Origin of the sequence: Kineococcus siccus, from assembly GCF_009906795.1 — a bacterium.
Lineage (GTDB): Bacteria > Actinomycetota > Actinomycetes > Actinomycetales > Kineococcaceae > Kineococcus > Kineococcus siccus.
Genome location: NZ_JAAALN010000106.1, coordinates 1 through 14699 on the forward strand (window position 1 = coordinate 1; position 14699 = coordinate 14699).

The 14699-nt window shown below is 76.4% G+C and carries 12 protein-coding genes; 5 read left to right on the top strand and 7 right to left on the bottom strand.

Features of this window, described 5'->3' with window-relative positions; all coding sequences use genetic code 11:
* Positions 1–457: 457 nt before the first annotated feature.
* Entirely contained in the window at positions 458–2086 is a 1629-nt protein-coding gene (locus tag GTR02_RS12720; protein WP_338073785.1) for an alkaline phosphatase D family protein, read from the top strand.
* 37 nt (positions 2087–2123) lie between these two features.
* Positions 2124–3287, top strand: coding sequence for a heparan-alpha-glucosaminide N-acetyltransferase domain-containing protein (locus GTR02_RS12725; RefSeq protein WP_166607871.1), 1164 nt, complete (start codon positions 2124–2126; stop codon positions 3285–3287).
* Between the two features lie 18 nt (positions 3288–3305).
* Here GTR02_RS12725 and GTR02_RS12730 read toward each other — a convergent pair whose 3' ends face one another.
* The 3 genes from GTR02_RS12730 to GTR02_RS12740 are packed head-to-tail and all read right to left on the bottom strand — an operon-like array spanning position 3306 to position 6960.
* Positions 3306–3791 (bottom strand): 2Fe-2S iron-sulfur cluster-binding protein, encoded by a 486-nt coding sequence (locus GTR02_RS12730; RefSeq protein WP_166607872.1) that lies wholly within the window; start codon positions 3789–3791, stop codon positions 3306–3308.
* The gene (locus GTR02_RS12735; protein ID WP_166607873.1) at positions 3788–4690 is read right to left on the bottom strand and encodes an FAD binding domain-containing protein; all 903 of its coding nucleotides are present in this window, start codon (positions 4688–4690) and stop codon (positions 3788–3790) included. The genes GTR02_RS12730 and GTR02_RS12735 overlap by 4 nt, the downstream gene beginning before the upstream one ends.
* Positions 4687–6960 carry a molybdopterin cofactor-binding domain-containing protein gene (locus GTR02_RS12740; RefSeq protein ID WP_205709175.1) on the bottom strand — a complete coding sequence of 758 codons (2274 nt, stop codon included), beginning with the start codon at positions 6958–6960 and terminating at the stop codon, positions 4687–4689. Before GTR02_RS12740 ends, GTR02_RS12735 begins: the two co-directional genes overlap by 4 nt.
* A 165-nt stretch (positions 6961–7125) precedes the next feature.
* On the opposite strand from GTR02_RS12740, the gene GTR02_RS12745 reads away from it, so the two are divergent.
* The gene (locus GTR02_RS12745) at positions 7126–8178 is read left to right on the top strand and encodes an NAD-dependent formate dehydrogenase (RefSeq protein ID WP_205709176.1); all 1053 of its coding nucleotides are present in this window, start codon (positions 7126–7128) and stop codon (positions 8176–8178) included.
* 54 nt (positions 8179–8232) lie between these two features.
* On the opposite strand, the gene GTR02_RS12750 is transcribed toward GTR02_RS12745, so the two are convergent.
* The 4 genes from GTR02_RS12750 to GTR02_RS12765 form a co-directional block, all read right to left on the bottom strand.
* A complete protein-coding gene (locus GTR02_RS12750) occupies positions 8233–9918 on the bottom strand; it encodes a ribonuclease J (protein ID WP_166607874.1) in 1686 nt (561 codons plus the stop codon).
* Positions 9919–9964: 46 nt separating this feature from the next.
* Complete coding sequence (dapA, locus tag GTR02_RS12755; protein ID WP_166607875.1) at positions 9965–10894, bottom strand: 4-hydroxy-tetrahydrodipicolinate synthase; 930 nt, start codon at positions 10892–10894, stop codon at positions 9965–9967.
* 215 nt (positions 10895–11109) lie between these two features.
* Positions 11110–11448, bottom strand: a complete 339-nt coding sequence (locus GTR02_RS12760; RefSeq protein ID WP_166607876.1) for a hypothetical protein — start codon at positions 11446–11448, stop codon at positions 11110–11112.
* A gap of 142 nt (positions 11449–11590) precedes the next feature.
* On the bottom strand, positions 11591–12265 hold the full coding sequence (locus GTR02_RS12765; RefSeq protein ID WP_338073786.1) for an HAD-IA family hydrolase: 675 nt from the start codon (positions 12263–12265) through the stop codon (positions 11591–11593).
* Positions 12266–12369: 104 nt separating this feature from the next.
* On the opposite strand from GTR02_RS12765, the gene GTR02_RS12770 reads away from it, so the two are divergent.
* Together GTR02_RS12770 and GTR02_RS12775 are read left to right on the top strand one after the other, a co-directional pair.
* Entirely contained in the window at positions 12370–14262 is a 1893-nt protein-coding gene (locus GTR02_RS12770; RefSeq protein ID WP_166607877.1) for a TIM barrel protein, read from the top strand.
* A gap of 240 nt (positions 14263–14502) precedes the next feature.
* Positions 14503–14699 (top strand): hypothetical protein (locus GTR02_RS12775; protein WP_205709177.1); only part of this gene is annotated, 197 nt, incomplete at its 3' end.

The window sequence follows — 14699 nt, forward strand, 5'->3', positions numbered from 1 at the left end:
GTCCAAGGGGTCCGCGACGCCGGCCGGGCAGGCGCCCCGGCGGGCCGGCTGCCGGAGCGCGCGGTGGCGGGCTTGCGGGGCGCCTGCCCGGCCGGCGTCGCGGACCCCTTGGACCCCTTGGACGCGGTGGAGCGCGGGGTCGTCCGGGTGGCCATGCCGTCACCGTACCCAGCGCGAGCCGCCGCGGCGGGGCGGCGCGCCCGCGGGCCCTCGCGGGCCGAGGTCGGCGGGGACCGAGGCCAAGCCTCCGCCGCACGTTCACGAACCCGCCACCGGCGGGCCCCCCGGGCGTTCGCCCACCAGGGCCAGCCTCGGCACCGACCGGCGCCACAGCTTGTCCCGCGCCGACGCACAGCACCGAGCCACCGCACCGAGTCACCGCACCGAGCCACAGCAGCGGTGCCCTGCACGAGGGCACCGCGACGGAGCACCGCAGCACCGAACCCGGGAGACCACCGTGTCGAACACCTCCACGCCGAACCCCTCCACGCCCCTGTCCGTGCCCTCCTCCGTGCTCGCCCAGCCCGTCGGGCGCCGCGCCGTGATCGGCGGCGGGGCCGTCCTGGGGGCGGGCCTGCTCACGAGCGCCGGCGTCCCCTCGCTGTCCGGTGACCCCTTCACGCTGGGCGTCGCCTCGGGCGAGCCGACGCCGGACGGCGTCGTGCTCTGGACCCGCCTCGCGCTGGACCCGTACGCGGCCGACGGCAAGGGCGGCATGCCCGACCGCGCCGTGGAGGTGCAGTGGGAGGTCTCCGAGGACCCGCTGTTCCGGCGCCGGGTGCGGCGCGGCCGCGCCCTCGCCCGCCCGGAGCTGGGCCACAGCGTCCACGTGGAGCTCACGGGCCTGCGTCCCGGGACCCAGTACTCCTACCGCTTCCGCGTCGACGGCCGCACCCAGCAGCTGTCGCCGGCGGGGCTGACCCGGACCGCTCCCGCGCGCCGCACCCGGGGGGGCACGCTGACGATGGCGTTCGCGTCCTGCGCGCAGTACGAGCACGGCTGGTTCACCGCCTACCGGCGCCTCGCGGAGGAGCAGCCCGACGTCGTCCTGTTCCTCGGCGACTACATCTACGAGTACGAGGCGAACGACTACGTCTCCCCCTCCGGCAACAACGTGCGCGACCACATGGGCCCCGAGACGGTGACGCTGGCGAACTACCGCCAGCGGCACGCGCAGTACAAGGCGGACCCCGACCTGCAGGCCGCGCACGCCGTCGCGCCGTGGATCGTGACGTGGGACGACCACGAGGTGGAGAACAACTACGCCGACCTCGTCGCGGAGGAGCAGGACCCGTACCCGACGCTGGAGGCGTTCACCGCGCGCCGCGCGGCGGCCTACCAGGCGTACTACGAGAACATGCCGCTGCGCGCGGCCCAGCGCCCGAAGGCCGCGGACATGCAGCTGTTCCGCCGCCTGGACTGGGGACAGCTCGCGAGCTTCCACATGCTCGACACCCGCCAGTACCGCGACGACCAGCCCGGGGGCGACGAGTTCCCGACGAGCGGGCCCGAGCGCGACGAGCCGGGGCGCACGCTCATGGGCGCCGAGCAGGAGGCCTGGCTGCTCGACGGCATGGCGGACTCGCCGGCCACCTGGCAGGTCGTGGGGCAGCAGGTGATGTTCGCGGAGCACGACTACGTCCCCGGCGCGGCGCGCGGGTTCAACCCCGACTCGTGGGACGGCTACACCGCGAACCGGCAGCGGGTCCTCGACGGCATCGTCGAGCGCGGCGTCGAGAACCCCGTCGTCATCACGGGCGACGTGCACAAGCACTACGCGGCCGACCTGACGCGCAACCCCTCCGACTTCGCGTCCGCGCCCGTGGGCGTGGAGCTCGTGTGCACCTCGATCACCTCCGGCGGGGACGGCGGCGACGCGTACGAGACCCGCGACAGCGAGCTGGCCGACAACCCCGACCTCAAGCTCGCCAACAACCAGCGCGGCTACGTCGTGACCCGCATCGACGCCGAGCAGCTGCGGGCGGAGTTCCGGGTGCTCGACGGCGTGTCGCAGCCGGGTGCGGCCGTGGGCACGCGGGCGACGTTCGTGGTCGAGGCCGGGTCGCCCGGCCTGCAGCAGGCCTGACCCGCGGGGGCCGGGCCGGGGCAGGCAGACTGTCGGCGTGCAGGAACCCCCGCGGGCCGGCCCGCCGCAGGTCGACCACCCGACGGCCCGGCCCGGCCGGGTCGTCGGGGTGGACCTCACGCGGGGCGTCGCCATCGCGGGGATGATGGCGGCGCACATCGTCACCAGCAGCGACACGGGGTTCCCCCTGCGGCTCTACGAGCTCTCCGAGGGCCGCGCGTCGGCGACGTTCGCGGTCCTCGCGGGCCTGTCGCTGGGGCTCGCGAACTCCCGCGGAGGGGACGCGCGCTCGCGGGCCGCGGCGCGCGTGGGGATCCTCGTGCGGGGGCTGGTGATCGGCTTCGTCGGCCTCTTCCTGGTCGGCCTCGGCACGAACATCGCGGTGATCCTGCCCTACTACGGGCTCGCCTTCCTGGCGGTCCTGCCGGTGCTGTGGTGGCCCGCCCGGCGGCTCCTGCCCCTCGCGGGCACCTGGCTCCTGCTCGCGCCGGTCGCGTCGCTCGCGCTGCGGCGCGGCCTGCCGCCCGGCCCCGGGGACCAGCCCACCCCGGCGTCGCTCGCCCAGCCCGTCGAGCTGCTGCAGACCCTGCTGCTGACCGGGTACTACCCCGTCATCGGCTGGACGGGGTACCTGCTGCTCGGCCTGGCCGTGTCCCGGCTCGACCTGCGCGCCGCCCGCACGGGCGTCCGCCTGCTCGCCGGGGGCGCCGCGCTCGCGGCGGCGGCCTGGCTCGCGAGCGCCCTCCTGCTGGGGCCGCTCGGGGGCCGCGCCATCCTGGGCGACCTCACGGGTGCGGTATTCTACGGCACCGTGCCGGCGACGTCCTGGTGGTGGCTGGCGGTCCGCTCCCCCCACTCCGGCACCCCGCCGGACCTGCTGCACACGAGCGGCTGCGCGCTCGCCGTCCTGGGGCTCGCGCTGCTGCTGCCGCACCTCGCGACCCGGCTGCTGGCGCCCCTGGCGGCCTTCGGCGGCATGCCGCTGACCGTCTACACCGCCCACGTCGTGGCCATCGCCCTCTACCCGGCGTCGGGCACCGACCGGCCGGGCCTCCTGCTGCTGGCGCACGTGCTCGTGGGGTGCCTGCTGGCGGCGCTGTGGCGGCGGACCGCGGGCCGCGGGCCGCTGGAGTCGGTGGTCCGCACGATCAGCAGCGGCGCCTCGGCGACCGTCGAGGGCCCGGCGCGCGCCCCCGCCTGACGGGCTCCGCCTGACGGCTCACGACGTGTCCGGGTCGCGTCCCGCCGCGCGCCGCACGGCCCGCCGGATCGGCTCGTAGCCCGTGCAGCGGCACAGGTTCGAGGTCAGCAGCCGCTGCAGCCGCTCGGGGTCGTCGACGACGGTCGGGTCCTCCGCCAGCGCGGCCTGCGCCAGGACGAGGAACCCCGGCGTGCAGAACCCGCACTGCAGGGCGTGCTCGGCGGAGAAGGCGCGCTGGAGCGCGGTGAGCCCCTCGGCGCCGTCGCCGGTGGCGAGGCCCTCCACGGTCCGGACGTCGCGCCCCTCGCAGGACGCGGCCAGCACGAGGCACGAGCGGACGGCGCGCCCGTCGAGGGCGACGGTGCAGGACCCGCAGACCCCCTGCTCGCACGCCAGGTGCGTCCCGGTCAGGCCCAGGTCCTCGCGCAGCACGTCGCCGAGGTGCCGCCGCGGCTCGACCTCGACGTCGTGCGCGGTGCCGTTCACGCTCAGGCGCAGCCTCACGCCGCCTCCTCCCCGCCCGCGCGGGCGGTGTCGTCCAGCGCCGCGACGAGCGCGCGGCGCACGAGCACGGACAGGACCTGCCGGCGGTGGTCGACGGGCCCGTGCGGTTCGGCCCGCGGATCGGCGTCCTCGTGCGCGGCCACGCGGGCGGCCGCCGCGAAGCTCTCCGCGGTGACCGGGGCGCCGGTGAGCACCGCCTCGGCGCGCGTGGCGCGCACGGGCCGGTCGGCCGCGCCCGCCAGGCCGATGCGGCACGCGCGCACGCTCACGTCCCCGACCTCCAGCACCACCAGGGCGGCGGCCGCCGCGAAGCTCGCCTCGGTGCGCCGGTGCTCGACGAAGCCGGCCCCGGCCCCGGGCGGCGGCAGCGGCAGGTCGACGGCCGTGAGCAGCTCCGCGTCCCCCCGCACGGTCGCGTGCGGGCCGGTGCTGAACTCCGCGGCGGCCACCGTGCGCGTCCCGGCGGCGGAGCGCAGGGTCACCTGGGCGCCGAGGGTCACCGCGAGCAGCGCCCACTCGGCGGTCGGGTGCGCCCAGGCGAGGCTGCCGCAGAACGTGCCGAGCTCGCGGATCGGCGGGTGCCCGACGTGCTCGGCCATCACGGGCAGCACGCGCCCCACCGCGCCGGGCACGAGGGCCGGGTCCTCGAACGCGCGGTGGCGCACGAGGGCCCCGATCCGCACGCCCGAGCCGTGCACGTCGACGGCGCCCAGACCCGGCACGCGGCGCAGGTCGACGACCAGGCCGGGCCGGACCCGGCGGTGGTGCAGGTCGAGCAGCAGGCTCTGGCCGCCGGCCAGCACGGCAACCCCGCCGGGACGGTCCGCACCGGCCGCGAGCGCCAGCACCGCGTCCTCGATGGAGGTCGGGGCCACGAGGTCGAACGGCGGCGCCTTCACGAGGCGGCCCCGGCGGCGGCGCGCCAGACGACCGCGGGGGTCAGCGGCATCTGGAGCGTCCCGGGGTCGTCGAGCTCGAGGGCGTCGGCCACGGCGTTGACGACCGCGGGCGGGACGCCGATGCAGCCCGCCTCGCCCGCCCCCTTGGCGCCCAGCGGGTTCCCCGGGTCGGGGGTCACGGTCTCCTCCAGCGTCATGGGCGGCACCTCGGACAGCGTCGGGACGAGGTAGTCGAAGAGCCCCGCGTCCAGCGACGGCCGCCCGTCCGCGGCGTACGGCACCTCCTCGTAGAGCACCTGGCCGAGACCCTGGACGATGGAGCCCACCGTCTGCCCGCGGGTCAGGACGGGGTTCACGACGACGCCGTAGTCGTCCACGGCGACCAGCCGCAGCACCTCCACGTCGCCCAGCTCGACGTCCACCTCGACGACCGCGGCGTAGCTGCCGAAGGGGAACGCGGCGTCCTGGCGGAACTCGTGGTCGGCGCGCAGCGGACCCGTCGCGGCCACGAGGTCGCCGACGTCGATCCCCTGCCCGCCCCCGAGGTCCAGCCGTCCCGTCGTCCACGTCACGCCCGCCACGGGGACCAGGGCCCCGCCCTCGGAGGCCCGCTGCGCGGCCCGGCGGCGGGCCAGGTCGACCAGCTCGCCGGCGGCGAGGTGCAGGGCCGCGCCACCCATCTGCATCGAGCGGCTGCCGAAGCTGCCGACGCCGCTGGCCACCTCGCCGGTGTCGGCCGCGACGTAGCGGATCCGCTCCAGGTCCACGCCCAGCACGTCGGCGACGACCTGCGCGAGCGCGGTCTCGTGGCCCTGCCCCGTGGACGAGGTCCCGCAGCGGGCGACGAACGTGCCGTCGGCCAGCGCCTCGACGCTGCCGAACTCCCGCAGCATCGGGCCGTCGCCGCCCGAGCGCTCGACGTACGTGCAGAACCCGATCCCCAGGGGCCTCGCCGCCGGGTCGTCCCGGCGGCGGCGCTGCTCGGCGCGCCAGGCGTCCAGGGCCAGCGCCTCGACGCAGCGCTCCAGCGCCCGGGCGTACTCCCCGCTGTCGTAGCGTCGGCCCGTGGGGGTGTCGTAGGGGAAGGCCTCGGGAGCCAGGAAGTTCCTGCGCCGCAGCTGGACCGGGTCCACCCCCAGGCGCCGGGCGGCGAGCTCCACGGTCCGCTCGACGGCGTAGGCGGCCTCGGGCCGGCCCGCTCCGCGGTACGGGGCGGTCGGCGTCGTCGTCGTGACGACGCAGCGCATCCGGGAGTGCACGTGCGGAGTCGCGTACGCGCCCGTCGCCATGAGGGCGGTCTGCTGCGGGACGACCACGCCCGTGTGCGGGTACGCGCCGAGGTTGGCGAGGACGTCCAGCTCGAAGGCGAGGAACCGCCCGTCGGCGTCGAGCGCGAGGCGCGTGCGCTGGTCCTGCCCGCGGCCGTGGGTGTGCGCCGTGAAGGCCTCGGCGCGGTCCTCGATCCAGCGCACGGGCCGCCCGAGCCGGCGCGCGAGGGCCGCCACGACGAGGTACTCGGGGAACGTGGCGCTCTTGGAGCCGAACGCGCCGCCGGCGTCGGGGACCTGGACGCGCACGGCGTCGGGCGCGAGGCCCAGCGCCTGGGCGATGTTGTCCCGCAACCGGTGCGGCGCCTGGTGGGAGACCCACACGTGCAACTGCTCGCCCTCGGGAACGGCGAGGAACGCGCGCGCCTCCATCGAGAACGGCGACACGAGCTGCTGGCGGTAGCGGCCCTCGACGACGAGGTGCGCCGACGCCCACACCTCCTCGGGCACGGGGTCGCCGAACTCGGCCTCGTCGGCCACGTTGTCGTGGCCCGGGAACAGCTCGGGGCCCGACAGCGCGTCCTGCGGCGTGAGGACGGGCGGCAGCGCGTCGATGCGGGCGCGGACCGCGTCGGCGCCGTCCTCCGCGCGGTAGCGGTCGGCGGCCACGACGACCGCGAGCGGCTGCCCGACGTGCCGGACGCGGTCGTCCGCGAGCGCGGGCCAGTCGCGGCCCTCGGCGACGCCGGGCTGCCCGAACGGGGGGACGACCGGCAGGTCCGGCAGGTCCCGGGCCGACCAGGCGCCCAGGACCCCGGGCACCTGCCGGGCCGCGGACACGTCCACGTCGACGAGGACGCCGTGCGCCACGCGGCTGCGCGCGAAGGCCGCGTCGAGCAGGCGCGGCAGCGCGAGGTCCGCCACGAAGCGGCCCTCCCCGCGCAGCAGGCGCAGGTCCTCGCGGCGGGTCAGGCCACCGGCCGGGCCGGCGTGGTCGGGCACGGGCGACCCGTACCCCGGCGGCGAACGTCCACACCCGGCCGCGCGCCGCCGACCGTTCGTCGTTCGTCGTGCGCCGTTCGCCGTTTGTGGCCCGACCGCACGGGTACGCAGGCCCCCGTCGGCCCGAGCCCGAGCGCCGGCCCCCGCGTCCCCGGAGGCTCCCCCGTGAAGATCGTCATGTCGCTCTACCCCGCACCCGAGGGCGGTGCGTCCCCGGAGCTGCTGGGGTGCGCCGAGAACGCGCTCGGCCTGCGGGAGTGGCTGGAGGGCGAGGGGCACGAGCTCGTCTCCACGTCGGTGCGCGAGGGCGACGAGCTGACCGAGGAGCTGCGCGACGCGGAGGTCCTGATCACGACGCCGTTCTGGCCCGTCTACGCCTCGCGCGAGGTCCTCGAGGCCGCCCCCGGGCTGAAGCTGATCCTGACGGCGGGCGTCGGTTCCGACCACGTCGACCTCCGCGCGGCGGCCGACCGCGGGATCCTGGTCGCCGAGCAGACCGGCAGCAACGTCGTCAGCGTGGCCGAGCACGCCGTCATGCAGCTGCTGGCGCTGGTCCGCAACTACGTGCCCGCCCACCAGCAGGTCGTCGACGGCCGCTGGGACATCGGCGAGATCGCGCAGCGCTCGTGGGACCTCGAGCGCAAGACCGTCGGGATCTACGGCGCGGGCGCGATCGGGCAGCTCATCGGCATGCGCCTCAAGGGCTTCGACGTCGAGACGCTGTACTACAAGCGGACCCGCCTCGAGCACCCCGAGGAGGCCGTGATCGGCGCGCGGTACGCCCGCCTGGACGAGATGCAGGAGCGGTGCGACGCCATCGTCATCACCGCGCCGCTGACCCCGGAGACGGAGGGGTTGTTCGACCGCGAGGTCATCGGGGGGATGAAGCGCGGCGCGTTCCTGGTGAACGTCGCCCGCGGCGGGATCGTGGACACCGAGGCGCTCGTCGAGGCGCTGGAGTCGGGGCAGCTGAACGGCTACGCCGGCGACGTCTGGTACCCCGAACCCGCACCGACCGACCACCCCTGGCGGCGGATGCCGCACCACATGCTGACCCCGCACGTGTCCGGGACCACGCTGGACGCCCAGCGGCGCTACGCCGCCGACACCCGGCACTGCCTGGACGCCTACCTGGGTGGGCAGCCGATCGAGGAGGACCACGTGATCGTCGCCGACGGCGAGATCATCGGCGGCGCGTACGCGGCGGCGTTCAGCTGAGCCGGCGGCCCGGTCGGCGGGGGCCGACCGGGCCGTCGGGGACAGCGGGACGCGTCAGGCGGTGACGACGACCGGGACGATCATCGGCCGGCGGCGGTGCGCCTGGCTCACCCAGGTGCCGACCGTGCGCCGCACGATCTGCTGCAGCTGGTGGGTGTCCACCGGCCCGGTCGAGGCCTCGTTGATGGCGTTCTCGACGCGGGTGCGGATCGTGTTGAACCGGTCCTCGCCGTCGCCGATGAAACCGCGCGCGTTGAACTCCGGGCCCGAGACGACCTTGCCGGTCACGGAGTCCACGGCCACGAACACCGAGATGAACCCCTCCTCGCCGAGGATGCGGCGGTCCTTGAGGTCGGCCTCGGTGATCTCCCCGACGCTCGAGCCGTCGACGTAGACGAAACCGACCGGCACGGCGCCGACGATGCGCGCGACGCCGTCCACGAGGTCGACGACCACGCCGTCCTCGGCGATGACCACGCGGTTCTTCGGCACGCCCGTCTGGATCGCGAGGTCGCGGTTGGCCAGCAGGTGGCGGTACTCGCCGTGCACCGGCATGACGTTGCGCGGCTTGAGGATGTTGTAGCAGTAGAGGAGCTCGCCCGCGCTCGCGTGGCCCGAGACGTGGATCTTGGCGCTCTGCTGGTGCACCACGGTGGCCCCGATGCGGGACAGGCCGTTGATGACGCGGAACACGGCGTTCTCGTTGCCCGGGATGAGCGAGGACGCGAGCACCACCGTGTCGCCCACGCCGACCGAGATCCGGTGGTCGCGGTTGGCCATGCGGGACAGCGCCGCCATCGGCTCGCCCTGCGACCCCGTGCACATGAGCACGACGCGGTCGTCGGGCAGGTCCTCGACCTGCTTCATGTCGATGAGGACGTTCTTCGGCACGTTGAGGTAGCCGAGCTCCGCCGCGATGCCCATGTTGCGCACCATCGACCGCCCGACCAGGGCGACCTTGCGACCGTGCGCGTCGGCGGCGTCCAGCACCTGCTGCACGCGGTGCACGTGGCTGGAGAACGACGCCACGATGATGCGCCGCTCGGCCCGGCCGAACAGCTGCTCCAGCACCGGCCCGATGCCGCGCTCGGGCGCGGTGAACCCCGGCACCTCCGCGTTGGTGGAGTCCACGCAGAACAGGTCGACGCCCTCGTCGCCGAGGCGCGCGAACGCGTTGAGGTCGGTGATGCGCCCGTCGAGCGGGAGCTGGTCCATCTTGAAGTCGCCCGTGTGCAGGACGAGGCCCGCGTCGGTGCGGATCGCGACCGCGAGCGCGTCCGGGATCGAGTGGTTCACGGCGATGAACTCGCATGAGAACGGCCCGAGCTGCTCGGTCTGCCCCTCCTTCACCCCGAGGGTGTAGGGGCGGATGCGGTGCTCCTTGAGCTTCGCCTCGATGAGCGCGAGCGTCAGCTGCGACCCGATGAGGGGGATGTCGCCCCGCAGCCGCAGCAGGTACGGCACGGCCCCGATGTGGTCCTCGTGGCCGTGGGTCAGCACGAGCGCCACGACGTCCTTGAGGCGGTCCCGGATGGGGCCGAAGTCGGGGAGGATCAGGTCGACGCCGGGCTGGTGGTCCTCGGGGAAGAGGACGCCGCAGTCGACGATCAGCAGCTTGCCGCGGTGCTCGAACACCGTCATGTTGCGCCCGACCTCACCGATCCCGCCGAGGGCGTAGACGCGCAGCGCGCCGTCGGCCAGCTTCGGCGGGGACGTGAGTTCGGGGTGGGGGTGGCTCATGCGGCTCCTCTGCGGCCTGGGCTGGCCGCCGTCGTGGTGGTGTGGATCAGGTGTCCTGGGGCGGGCCCGGCAGCAGCGCGGCGGCGTCGAGGTCGGTGCGCAGCAGCGCGACCTCCTCGGGCGTCGCCTCGAGCAGCGGCGGGCGGGTGGTGCGGGTGGCGAGAGCACCGGTCAGCTGCAGCGCGGCCTTCGCGGCGACGACGCCCTGGGTGCGGTTCATGATGGCGCGGACGGCGGGCAGCAGGCGCGTGTGCACGGCCCGCGCCGTGCCGAGGTCACCCGCGTCGACGGCGTCGACGAGCTGCCGGTACTGCCGCCCCGCGACGTGGCCCACGACGCTCACGACCCCCGAGGCGCCGTGCGCCAGCAGGGCCAGGTTCAGCGCGTCCTCGCCGGAGTAGTAGGCGAGCTCGGTGCGGGCCATGACCCACGACGTGGCGGTGAGGTCGCCCTTGGCGTCCTTCACGGCCACCACGCGGTCGTGCTCGGCGACGCGCACCAGCGTCTCCGTGTCGATCGCCACCCCTGAGCGGCCCGGGATGTCGTAGAGCATCACGGGCAGTCCCGTGGCGTCCGCCGCGGTGCGGAAGTGGTGCAGCAGGGCCGGCTGCGGGGGCTTGGAGTAGTAGGGCGTCACGACCAGCAGGCCGGCCGCGCCAGCCTTCTCGGCGGCCCGGGCGAGCTCGCACGTGTGCGCGGTGTCGTTGGTCCCGACGCCCGCGACGACGGACGCCCGGTCCCCGACCGCCTCCAGCACCGCCCGCAGCAGCCGGTCCTTCTCCTCGTCGGAGGTGGTGGGCGACTCCCCCGTCGTGCCGCTGACGACCAGGCCGTCGTGCCCCTCGGCCACGAGGCGGTCCGCGAGCGCCGCGGCGGCCGCGGTGTCGAGGGCGCCGTCGGTCGTGAAGGGCGTGACCATGGCCGTCAGCACCGCTCCGAACGGGCGGGGTGGTCGCGGGGCGGTGGCCGTCGGCATGCTCCGAGGTTACCGCCGCCGGGGCCGGGTCCCGGCGACCGACCCGGGAGGGGCCGGGAGCGGGACGGTGCGGCGGCGCGACCGTGCGGGGACGACGTGGGAGGACCCGGTCCCTGCCCGCTCGGGGGTCCGGGCAGCGACCGGGTCCGTGGGCACCATCGGCCTCCGTGGCCGGAGCGTTACACGCGGGTCGGGCCGGTGCGTCGCCCGCCCGCTCAGGCCGCGGCGCGCTCGGCCGCCGCGACCTCGGCGTAGCGCCAGCCCCAGCCGTCGTCCTGCACCAGCTCCACGGGGCCCGACCGGGCGGGGACGGCCGCCGGGCCGGCGTACTCGCGCTCGACGCCCGCGGCCCGGATCCAGGCGGCGGCGACGCAGTGCCCCGCGTCCGCCACCACGTGGTGGTGGGCGTCCCCGTCGTCGCAGCCGTCGACGCACTCGAGGCGGCAGGGCGCGCCCGCCGGTGCGGTGCAGGTGATCTCGGCCCGCAGGGAGCCGGCGTGGGTGTGGGTCCAGCTGATCGCGTGGACCGGCTCGGTGGTGGTGTGCGTGCTCATCGCGTCTCCGGAGGTTCTCGTGGTGCCGCCCGCGCAGCGGCCCGCTCCGATGGTGCGCGCCTGACGGGCCGCGGGCGCGCACGTGCCCCGGCGTGTCGCGCCCGCGCGCGGCGGGGCCCGCCCGGGGAGCGCCGGAGCGACCTCAGGCGAGGTGGACGCGGACGCCGTCCGGTCCCGCCGTCAGGCGGACGCCCGTGAGCCGGTCCACGACGAGGTCGGCGTCCAGCGGGCCCTCGGGGTGCGTCGTGCGCACGGCGAGGGTCGCGCAGCCCGCGGCGCGGGCCGCGGCCAGGCCCGCCGGGGCGTCCTCCACGACGAGGCAGTCGGCCGGGTCGACGCCGAGGCGGGCGGCGCCCAGCAGGAAGCACTGCGGGTCCGGCTTGCCGCGCTCGACGTCGTCGTAGGTCACCAGGGCCTGCGGGGCCGGGACGCCGCCCGCGCGCAGCCGGGCCGCGGCGAGCGCGGCGCCGCACGAGGTCACGACGGCCCAGCGCTCGGGGGGCAGCGCCGCGAGCGCCTCCGCGACGCCCGGCAGCAGCACGACGTCGGCGACGTCCGCCGTCTCGAGCGCGTCGATGCGGGCGACGGCCTGCGCCAGGTGCTCGGGCCCGACGAGCTCCGCGACGATCTCCGCCGCGGGGCGCCCGGCGCCCGCGGCACCCACGAGCGCCTCCCTCGTGATCTCCGCTTCGACGGCCCACGTCGTCCAGCTGCGGCGGATCGCGGCGCTGGAGTCGACCAGCGTGCCGTCCATGTCGAACAGCACGGCCGCGAAGCGTCGCGACGTCAGGGCGGCGGGCTCGCTCGGCAGGACCACGGCCCGACCCTACGAGCCGGTCGCGCGGCCCCCGCACTCCCCCGGACGGTGGACCCGTCCCGGACCGGCCCCGCGGGCCGCGGCGGGGGTGGCAGGCTGGCGGGGTGCGGACCTCGATCGCGACCGTCTGCCTGGCCGGCACCCTGCCGGAGAAGCTCGCCGCCGCCGCGGCCGCGGGCTTCGACGCCGTGGAGGTGTTCGAGCCCGACCTGCTCGGCTGTGCCCTGTCCCCGGCCGCGGTGCGGGAGCGGGCGGCCGACCTGGGGCTCGGGGTGTCGCTGTTCCAGCCCTTCCGCGACCCCGACCACGTCGAGGCCGCCGAGGTCGCCCGGGTGCGGCACCGCCTGCACCGCAAGTGCGAGGTGGCCCGCGCGCTCGGCACCGACCTGGTGCTCGTGTGCTCCTCGGTGCACGACGGGGCCGTGCGCGACGACGCGCGCCTGGCCGCGCAGCTGCACGACCTGGGCGAGGTCGCCGCCGGCCACGGCGTGCGGCTGGCCTACGAGGCCCTCGCGTGGGGCAGCCACGTCGACGACTACCGGCACTCGCTGCGCGTCGCGCGCGCCGCGGAGCACCCGGCCGTGGGCGTGTGCCTGGACTCCTTCCACGTGCTCTCCCGCGGCGACGACACCGCGGGCCTCGCCGACGTCCGGCCGCACGAGCTCTTCTTCCTGCAGCTCGCCGACGCGCCGCGGATGTCGATGGACGTGCTGCCCTGGAGCCGGCACCACCGCTGCTTCCCCGGCCAGGGCGCGTTCGACCTCGTCGGCTTCGTCGCGGACGTGCTGGCCGCGGGGTACACCGGTCCGCTGTCGCTGGAGGTCTTCAACGACGTCTTCCGCCAGTCCGACCCGCACGGCACGGCCGTCGACGCCATGCGCTCGCTGCGGCAGCTGGCCGACCGGGTCGGCGCCCGGCGCGCGGTCCAGCACCCGACCGGTGCCTCCGCGACCGGCACCCCCGACGCGGTCGCGCTGCCGGTGCTCCCCGTCGCGCCCCCGCCCGCCGCGTGGGCGTTCGCGGAGGTGGCGACCTCGCCCGCCCACGCGGACGGCGTGCGGACCCTCCTCACGCAGCTCGGGCTGCGCCGCAGCGGGACCCACCGCAGCGGCCCCGTGGAGCTGTGGTCGGCGGGCGCGGCGCGCGTCGTCGTCAACGCCCGCACGCCCGACGTCCGGGCCCGCATCTCCTCCCTGGGGGTGGATACCGCCGAGCCGGCGCTGCTCGGCGCGCGCGCCCGGCAGCTGCTCGCGCCGGTCGTGACCCGGGCCGTCGGGCCAGGCGAGGTGGACATCCCGTCCCTGGCCGCGCCGGACGGCACGTGGGTGCAGTTCTGCCGCACCGGCCCCGACGAGGCCGGCAGCTGGCTCGCGGACTTCCTGCCGGCGCCCGACGGCGGCGGCCCGGCGGCGCCGGGCGCCCCGACCCACGTCGACCACGTGGCGCTGCCCCAGCGCTTCGGCGAGTTCGACACCGCGGCGCTGTTCTTCCAGTCCGTCCTCGACCTCGTGCCCTCCGACGTCACGGTCCTCGCGGGCCCCCGGGGGCTCGTGCGCAGCCGCGCGCTGCGCTCGCGCGACGCGCGGATCCGGCTGCTGCTCAACGTCGTCCCGTCCGCGACCCTGCTGCGGGGCCGGGCCGGTGGTGCGGGCCACCTGGCCCTCGGCTGCCGCGACGTGTTCGCGACCGCGGCCGGGTTCGCGGCCCGCGGTGGCCGCGTGCTGGGGGTGCCGCAGAACTACTACGACGACCTCGAGGCCCGCTTCGACCTCGACCCCGTCCTGCTCCGGCGGCTGCGGGACGCCGACGTGATGTACGACCGGGACGCGGACGGCGAGTTCCTGCACTTCTACACCGTGGCCGCGAGCCGGGAGTTCTTCGTCGAGGTCGTCCAGCGCGTGGGCGGCTACGCCGGGTACGGCGCGGCCAACGCGTCGGTCCGGCTCGCCGCCCAGGCGCAGGGCCCGTCGGCGCGGCGGGCGGCGACGTCGGCGTAGGCGCCGGGCTCCAGCCGGGGGCGCGAGCTGCCGAGACAGTCGGGGAGCGGCCGTTCCGGACACGTCCCCGGGCCTCACCTCAGCCGCTGCGAGCGGCGAACCGCCGAGAGGCGACTGGCGGACGGTCCTCACACGGCGGTCACCCCGCCCCCGGGCGGGGTGACCGACCCGTGAGGAGTTCACGGATCCTCGTGCAGCGCAGCACGGGGCGTCGACGGCTCCCGCGGGCAGGCTCGGGACATGGACCTCTCCACGACCCTCGACCACCGCCTCCTCGCCCCCCTCACCGGCGCCCTCGCGGCCGGCGCGGTCCTGCTCTCCGGCTGCTCCGCCGAGGCCGCCGCGCCGGCCGCGTCCTCACCGGCCGCGCCGTCACCGGCCGCGTCCTCACCGGCCGCGTCCTCGCCGGCCGGGTCGTCGCCGGCCGGGTCCAGGCC

Excerpts from the sequence above, each read along its gene's own strand:
- dapA (WP_166607875.1), bottom strand. The coding sequence starts at position 10,894 with ATGCCGACGGCCACCGCCCCGCGACCACCCCGCCCGTTCGGAGCGGTG.
- GTR02_RS12750 (WP_166607874.1), bottom strand. The coding sequence starts at position 9,918 with ATGAGCCACCCCCACCCCGAACTCACGTCCCCGCCGAAGCTGGCCGAC.
- GTR02_RS12760 (WP_166607876.1), bottom strand. The coding sequence starts at position 11,448 with ATGAGCACGCACACCACCACCGAGCCGGTCCACGCGATCAGCTGGACC.